This is a genomic window from Phenylobacterium sp., from assembly GCF_036821595.1.
In the GTDB taxonomy this organism is placed as follows: domain Bacteria; phylum Pseudomonadota; class Alphaproteobacteria; order Caulobacterales; family Caulobacteraceae; genus Phenylobacterium.
In genome coordinates this window covers 23,560-29,751 of sequence record NZ_DAISJG010000034.1, presented here as the reverse complement: position 1 = coordinate 29,751, position 6,192 = coordinate 23,560, and the positions used below count along the sequence as shown (strand labels likewise).

8 protein-coding genes are annotated in these 6,192 nt (G+C 71.2%); 3 read left to right on the top strand and 5 right to left on the bottom strand.

What is annotated here, in order from left to right:
* Positions 1-111: 111 nt before the first annotated feature.
* Both argS and V7Z97_RS14180 read right to left on the bottom strand, forming a co-directional pair.
* On the bottom strand, positions 112-1,896 hold the full coding sequence (gene argS, locus V7Z97_RS14185; protein ID WP_334164084.1) for an arginine--tRNA ligase: 1,785 nt from the start codon (positions 1,894-1,896) through the stop codon (positions 112-114).
* Positions 1,893-2,582, bottom strand: coding sequence for a Tat pathway signal sequence domain protein (locus V7Z97_RS14180; RefSeq protein ID WP_334164083.1), 690 nt, complete (start codon positions 2,580-2,582; stop codon positions 1,893-1,895). The genes argS and V7Z97_RS14180 overlap by 4 nt, the downstream gene beginning before the upstream one ends.
* A 128-nt stretch (positions 2,583-2,710) precedes the next feature.
* On the opposite strand from V7Z97_RS14180, the gene ispH reads away from it, so the two are divergent.
* Complete coding sequence (gene ispH, locus V7Z97_RS14175; RefSeq protein ID WP_334164082.1) at positions 2,711-3,670, top strand: 4-hydroxy-3-methylbut-2-enyl diphosphate reductase; 960 nt, start codon at positions 2,711-2,713, stop codon at positions 3,668-3,670.
* Here the strand turns inward: ispH and V7Z97_RS14170 are convergent.
* Entirely contained in the window at positions 3,667-3,885 is a 219-nt protein-coding gene (locus V7Z97_RS14170) for a hypothetical protein (RefSeq protein ID WP_334164081.1), read from the bottom strand. The two genes, ispH and V7Z97_RS14170, sit on opposite strands and share 4 nt — an antisense overlap.
* Before the next feature lie 128 nt (positions 3,886-4,013).
* Positions 4,014-4,253 (bottom strand): hypothetical protein, encoded by a 240-nt coding sequence (locus V7Z97_RS14165; RefSeq protein WP_334164080.1) that lies wholly within the window; start codon positions 4,251-4,253, stop codon positions 4,014-4,016.
* Between the two features lie 86 nt (positions 4,254-4,339).
* On the opposite strand from V7Z97_RS14165, the gene thrB reads away from it, so the two are divergent.
* Positions 4,340-5,311 (top strand): homoserine kinase, encoded by a 972-nt coding sequence (gene thrB, locus V7Z97_RS14160; RefSeq protein WP_334164079.1) that lies wholly within the window; start codon positions 4,340-4,342, stop codon positions 5,309-5,311.
* On the top strand, positions 5,308-5,754 hold the full coding sequence (gene rnhA, locus V7Z97_RS14155; protein WP_334164078.1) for a ribonuclease HI: 447 nt from the start codon (positions 5,308-5,310) through the stop codon (positions 5,752-5,754). Before thrB ends, rnhA begins: the two co-directional genes overlap by 4 nt.
* On the opposite strand, the gene V7Z97_RS20580 is transcribed toward rnhA, so the two are convergent.
* Positions 5,693-6,082, bottom strand: coding sequence for an antibiotic biosynthesis monooxygenase family protein (locus V7Z97_RS20580; RefSeq protein ID WP_442958040.1), 390 nt, complete (start codon positions 6,080-6,082; stop codon positions 5,693-5,695). The genes rnhA and V7Z97_RS20580 overlap by 62 nt on opposite strands.
* Positions 6,083-6,192 lie beyond the last annotated feature (110 nt).

The following is a 6,192-nucleotide window of genomic DNA, read 5'->3' as shown; positions in this document are numbered from 1 at the left end:
GGCGCGCGATTCACGTTCCCCACGCCGCCCGGCTGGCACGTTCAGCGCCGCGCCCATCCGTGTGGTCCGTGTATTCCGTGGTTCCTTCCCTCTTCCCCGTGGCCGATCAGGTCACATCCGGTCGGGGACGGAGATGCCGAGGACGTCGAGGGCCTGTTCGAGCTGGCGCAGGGTGGCCCTGGCCAGCGTCAGGCGGCTGGCGCGGACATCCTCGGGCGCGGTCAGGATCGGGCAGGCGGCGTAGAACTTCGAGAAGCTCTGGGCCAGGCGGTAGGCGTGCTCGGCGACGGCGTTGGGCGCCTTCTTGTCGTAGGCCTCGGCCAGGGCGGCGTTGAAGGCGTCCAGCGTGAGGACGAGGTCGCGCTCGGCGGGCTCGGCGACCTGGACCGGGCCCGGCTCGGCCTGCTGGTCGGCGGCCTTGGCGAGCAGGCTCTTCACCCGGACCGCCTGGTAGAGGAGGTAGGGGCCGGTCTTGCCCTCGAAGCTGGTGAAGCGGTCGAGATCGAAGACGTAGGAGGTGCCGCGGAAGTTGGAGAGGTCGGCGAACTTCAGGGCGGCGACGGCCACCTTGCCGGCGATGTCCTCGAACTCGGCTTCCGGCAGGTCCTCGCCCAGGCCGGCCTCGTGCAGGCGCTCGCGGGCCTTGGACCGGGCCATCTCGATCAGGTCGTTGAGCTTCAGGACGCCGCCCTCGCGGGTCTTGAAGGGCTTGCCGTCGGCGCCGTTCATGGTGCCGAAGCCGATGTGCTCGAGCTGGCCCTCCTGCGCGTAGCCGGCCAGATAGGCGGCGCGGAAGACGATCTCGAAGTGGTCGGCCTGGCGCTGGTCGACGCAGTAGATGACCAGGTCCGGGTCGAAGGTCCGCTTGCGGTCGAGGATGGTGGCGAGGTCGGTGGTGCCGTACATCGCCGAGCCCTCGGAGGAGACCACCAGGAGCGGGGGCAGCTCGCGTTTGTCGCCCTCGCGGGCGACGCGGACAATGCGTGCGCCCTGGTCGTCGACCAGCAGGCCCTTCTCGTCGAGCTCGCGGACCATGGGCTCGATCAGGTGGTCGACGTCGCTCTCGCCCTTCCACAGGTCGAAGTCGACGCCGAGCGCATGGAAGTCGCGCTCCAGGGCCACCTGGGTCACGTCCCGGAACCGGCGCCACAGGAGGTAGTGGCCCGGCGCGTGGGCCTGCAGCTCGGCGGTGAGCTTGCGGGCGCGGTCGCGGTAGGCGGGGTCTTCCTTCCCCTTGGCCGCGGCCAGCGGATAGAGCCGGTCGAGGTCGGCCAGGGTGATGCGCTCGAAGTCGGGCGGGATGGCGGCCTGCGGGTCCGCGGCGGCCGCGTTCAGTTCGGCGATCTTCGCGGCGATGTCGGGGTGCTCGTCCATGACGGCGCCGATCAGCAGGCCCATCTGGTAGCCCCAGTCGCCGAAGTGGGCGTCGCCCACCACCACGTCCCCGCGGAAGCGGTAGATGCGCTTGATCGCCTCGCCGATGATCGAGGCGCGCAGGTGGCCCACGTGCATGGGCTTGGCGACGTTGGGGCCGCCGTAGTCGACCAGCACCCTGCGGGGCTCGGGGACCAGCTCGCCGCCGGCGCGGGGATCGGCGGCGATCTCGTCGGCGCGGCCCGACAGCGCGTCTGCCGCGACCTTCAGGTTGACGAAACCGGGGCCCGCCACCTCGACGGCGGCGACGCGCGGGTCGGCGGCGAGGCGCTCGGCGACCTCGCCTGCGATCTCGCGCGGATTGCGGCCCACGCGCTTGGCGGCGGCGAGCGCGCCGTTCGACTGGAAGTCGGCGAGGTCGGGCCGGTCGGAGGGGGTGACGCGGCCGAGTTCGGGGGGCAGGCCGAGCGCGGCGAAGGCGGCTTCCACCGCCCCGCTGAGCCCCGTCTTGAGGTCGGTCATTGCGGCGGCGTGGTGGTCCCGGCCGAAGCCTGGGCGGCGCCGGCGTTCAGGCGGAAGCGCTTGCCGTCACGGTTGAAGGCGGCCATCTGCGGCGTGACCTCGAAGCCCACCAGGATCTCGAAGTTGGAGCCCGAGGTGGTCAGCGCCGCGCGCGGGATGGTGATCTCGTTGATCTTCTCGGTGACGTAGACCCGGTCCTTGCCGGACGGGAAGTTGACCGGCAGGTCGAAGGTTTCCTTCGCCAGCACCGAGCGGTTGCGGTCGGTGACGGCGACCCAGTAGCGGTAGGTCTTTTGGGCGCCGACGGCCTGCGGGCCGCGGCCGAGCTCGAACAGCACCTCCATGGCCACCTGGATCGGCTCGTCGTCCTTGTACTGGCAGCCGGCCGAGATGCCCTGGATCTCGCCGGAGAAGCCGACGTTGGCGGAGGCCTCGCGGTCGTCCTTGAACTCCACGTAGCGGGCGGCGTCGTAGAGGGTCTTCACGAACGGGCAGGGGCCGGCGTTGCGCAGGGCGGGCAGGGGGGACTGGCGGTCGCCCCACTCCGAGTCGCGCTTGCGCTTCTTGGCCGCGTCGTCGCGCTGCTGCTGCTCGGGATCCTGGCGGCGGCCCTGGGCGTCGGCGGCAGGGGGGACGGCGGTGGCGGCCGCGGCGACGGCGGCGGCGACGAGGAACAGGCGGCGCATGGCGATAGGGCGTCCAGGACTCTTGGCGGGCGCGAGGGCGGCCCGCGTTCGGGGCCTAAGTACAGCCTCAGGAATGCGGCGGCAACGCGGCTGGCGGCGGGGCGCGCGAGCCCTTAAGTTCCGCGCCCATGAACGCCGTCGTCCCCAAGCCCGCCCTGACCGTGCTGCTCGCCACGCCGCGCGGCTTCTGCGCCGGCGTCGACCGGGCGATCCAGATCGTCGAGCGGGCGATCGAGAAGTACGGCGCGCCGGTCTATGTCCGCCACGAGATCGTCCACAACCGCCACGTCGTGGAGCGGTTGAAGGCGCTGGGCGCGGTGTTCGTCGAGGAGCTGGAGGAATGCCCGCCCGACCGGCCGGTGGTGTTCTCCGCCCATGGCGTCCCCAAGGCCGTGCCGGCCGAGGCCAAGGCGCGCAAGATGCTCTACCTCGACGCCACCTGTCCGCTGGTCTCGAAGGTGCACGTGGAGGCGCAGCGGCACCATGACGCGGGCCGCGAGATCGTGCTGATCGGTCACGCCGGCCACCCGGAGGTGGTCGGCACCATGGGCCAGCTTCCCGAGGGCGCGGTGGCGCTGATCGAGACGGTGGCGGACGCGGAGGTGTTCACGCCGAGGGACCCGGCCAACGTCGCCTTCGTCACCCAGACGACGCTCTCGGTGGACGACACCGCCGAGATCGTGGCGGCGCTGAGGGCGCGGTTCCCCGGGATCGCCGCGCCGCACAAGGAGGACATCTGCTACGCCACGACCAACCGCCAGGAGGCGGTGAAGGCGATCGCGGCGAAGTCCGACGTGCTGCTGGTGCTGGGCAGCCGCAATTCCTCGAACTCCGTCCGGCTGGCCGAGGTGGGGCGCAGGGCGGGCGCGGCGGCCTATCTGATCGACGACGCCGCGGGGCTGGAGCCCGGCTGGCTGGAGGGCGCGCGGACCGTGGGCGTCACCGCCGGCGCCAGCGCGCCGGAGGTGCTGGTGCAGGGCCTGATCGACCGGCTGGCGGAGGTGTTCGAGGTCACCCTCGAGGAGGTCGAGGCCGCCCGGGAGACGGTGACCTTCAAGCTGCCCAGGGTGCTGGCGAACCCGACCTAATCCGGCGGGTAGGCCGTGGTCCCGACCACCCGGTGGGCGCGGTCGTGGACGAGCACGCGGGCGGCCTGGCCGGAGCGGGCCAGGGTGCGGGCGAGCGCGTGGGCCTGGGCCTCGGCCCGGCCGCCGGAGGCGAACACCAGCGGCTCCACCGCGCCGGCGGCGTCGACGAGCCAGCCGTCGCCGGCCGGGCGCACATGCAGACGGATAGCGTCCATGGCGAAGTCTCCTCGCGAGGCTAGGGTGCTGTCTGGCGGCCGGCGGCGCGGCGGCCGTCAGGGCGGGCGCCGCCGGTCCACCGGAGATGGGCGCCCCGGCCGGGGAGGCAAGGGCGGGCGGGCCGGTTTCAGGCCTCGGCGGCGGGCTCGAGCCGCTGCAGGCTCTTGGTGTAGCGCTTCAGGAAGGCGCGGCCGCGGGCGTGGGGATCCTCAAGCCAGACCTCCTGGGTGGTGGCGCACAGCACCCCGTCCGGGGACGGCTCCAGGTGCAGGGTCCCGCCGACCTCGACGCCGAGCACCTGGCGGGCTTCTTCCGTGAGGACCACGGCGACCTGGTCGCCGATCTTCTCGACCTTCAGCGCAATCATGGGACTCCTCCGCAGGAGAGAGTTGGAAACCTAGCACGATCTGGCGTCTTGACCGACTCCGCGCGCTCCCGCACTCCGCACGGATCATGGCGGTCTACACGGACATAACGGACGAGGAGCTGGCCAAGCTTCTCGCCGATTTCGACCTCGGCGCCCCGCTGAGCCTCAAGGGCGTGGCCGAGGGCGTGGAGAACTCCAACTTCCTGCTGGAGACCGAGGCCGGCCGCTATTTCCTGACCATCTACGAGAAGCGGGTGAAGGCCGACGAGCTGCCGTTCTTCCTGGGCCTGATGCGCTGGCTGGCCGAGCACGGCTATCCGAGCGCCACCCCGATCGCCGACCGCCGCGGCGAGATGCTGAAGACCGTGCGCGGCAAGCCCTGCGCCATCGTCTCCTTCCTGTCGGGCCTGTCGGTGCGACGGCCGACCGTCGCCCACTGCCGCGAGGCCGGCCGGGGCCTGGCCGAGCTGCACCTGGCGGTGGCGGGCTTCCCGATGCGCCGGACCAACGACCTGGGCCAGGCGGCGTGGGGGCCCATGTTCCAGGGCCTGCACGCCGAGGCCGAGGGCTTCAAGCCGGGGCTCGCCCGCACCATCGAGGCGGACCTCGCCATGTTGGCCGAGCGCTGGCCGAACGGGCTGCCGGAGGGCGTGATCCACGCCGACTTCTTCCCCGACAACGTGTTCTTCAAGGCGGGCGAGTTCGCCGGGGCCATCGACTTCTACTTCGCGGCCAACGACGCCTTCGCCTACGACGTGGCCATCGCGCTGAACGCCTGGTGCTTCGAGCCGGACGGCAGCTTCAACATCACCGCGGCCCGGGCGATGGTGGCGGGCTACGAGAGCCGCCGGCCGCTCACCGGCGCCGAGCGCGACGCCCTGCCGGTGCTGGCCCACGGGGCGGCCATGCGCTTCTTCCTGACGCGGCTGCACGACTGGCACGCGACGCCCGCGGGCGCCCTGGTCAAGCCCAAGGACCCCATGGAGTACGAGCGCAAGCTGGCGGTCCACCGATCGTCGCCGGACCTCGTGCTGTTCGGGGCGCCGGCCGCGCCATGACGCCGAAGGTGATCATCCACACCGACGGGGCCTGCTCGGGCAATCCCGGCCCGGGCGGCTGGGGCGCCATCCTGCAGTACGGCGACACCGAGCGGGAGCTGAAGGGCGGCGAGCTCTCCACCACCAACAACCGTATGGAGCTGATGGCGGCGATCCAGGCGCTGGAGGCCTTGAAGAAGCCCTGCAAGGTGGAGCTGCACACCGACAGCCAGTACGTCCAGAAGGGCATCCACGAGTGGATCCACGGCTGGAAGAAGCGCGGCTGGCTGACCGCCGACAGGAAGCCGGTGAAGAACGACGACCTCTGGAAGCGTCTCGACGCCGCCCGCCAGCGCCACGACGTCGACTGGCGCTGGGTGAAGGGCCACAACGGCCACGAGCTCAACGAGCGCGCGGACGCGCTCGCGCGGGCCGGGCTGAAGGAACGGTTGGGGGAGGGGTAGGGCTCGCGCGCTCAGTCCGAGAGCGCGTAGTCGCGTTCCACCAGGGCGATGCGCGTCTTGAAGCTCTGGTACCAGCCCTCGCACCGCGGCGCTGAGCTTCGATGTGCTCGGCGTGCTGCTTCCAGGCCCGGATCGAGTCCAGGTCCTTCCAGTACGAGACTGTTATGCCGGACGTATCGCCGGCATGCTCCACGCCAAGAAAACCTGGCTGTTGGACTGCAAGCCCAACCATACGAGCTGCGGTTTGGGCATAGTCCGGGTCATCTCCGGCGCGAACAGCCGTGAATATCACCGCGTAGTACGGCGGCTTGGGTGTGCTGGCGATCATGTTGTCCCCCTAGGGCGCCCTCGCATAACAACACTCCGCCAGGATGTGTATCCGTTAAGCGCACGGTCGGTCTCTTTTTTCCCGGCGCCGCGGTCCTCGCGTGCCAGTCG

Excerpts from the sequence above, each read along its gene's own strand:
- thrB (WP_334164079.1), top strand. The coding sequence starts at position 4,340 with ATGGCGGTCTACACGGACATAACGGACGAGGAGCTGGCCAAGCTTCTC.
- rnhA (WP_334164078.1), top strand. The coding sequence starts at position 5,308 with ATGACGCCGAAGGTGATCATCCACACCGACGGGGCCTGCTCGGGCAAT.
- argS (WP_334164084.1), bottom strand. The coding sequence starts at position 1,896 with ATGACCGACCTCAAGACGGGGCTCAGCGGGGCGGTGGAAGCCGCCTTC.
- V7Z97_RS20580 (WP_442958040.1), bottom strand. The coding sequence starts at position 6,082 with ATGATCGCCAGCACACCCAAGCCGCCGTACTACGCGGTGATATTCACG.
- ispH (WP_334164082.1), top strand. The coding sequence starts at position 2,711 with ATGAACGCCGTCGTCCCCAAGCCCGCCCTGACCGTGCTGCTCGCCACG.
- V7Z97_RS14180 (WP_334164083.1), bottom strand. The coding sequence starts at position 2,582 with ATGCGCCGCCTGTTCCTCGTCGCCGCCGCCGTCGCCGCGGCCGCCACC.
- V7Z97_RS14165 (WP_334164080.1), bottom strand. The coding sequence starts at position 4,253 with ATGATTGCGCTGAAGGTCGAGAAGATCGGCGACCAGGTCGCCGTGGTC.
- V7Z97_RS14170 (WP_334164081.1), bottom strand. The coding sequence starts at position 3,885 with ATGGACGCTATCCGTCTGCATGTGCGCCCGGCCGGCGACGGCTGGCTC.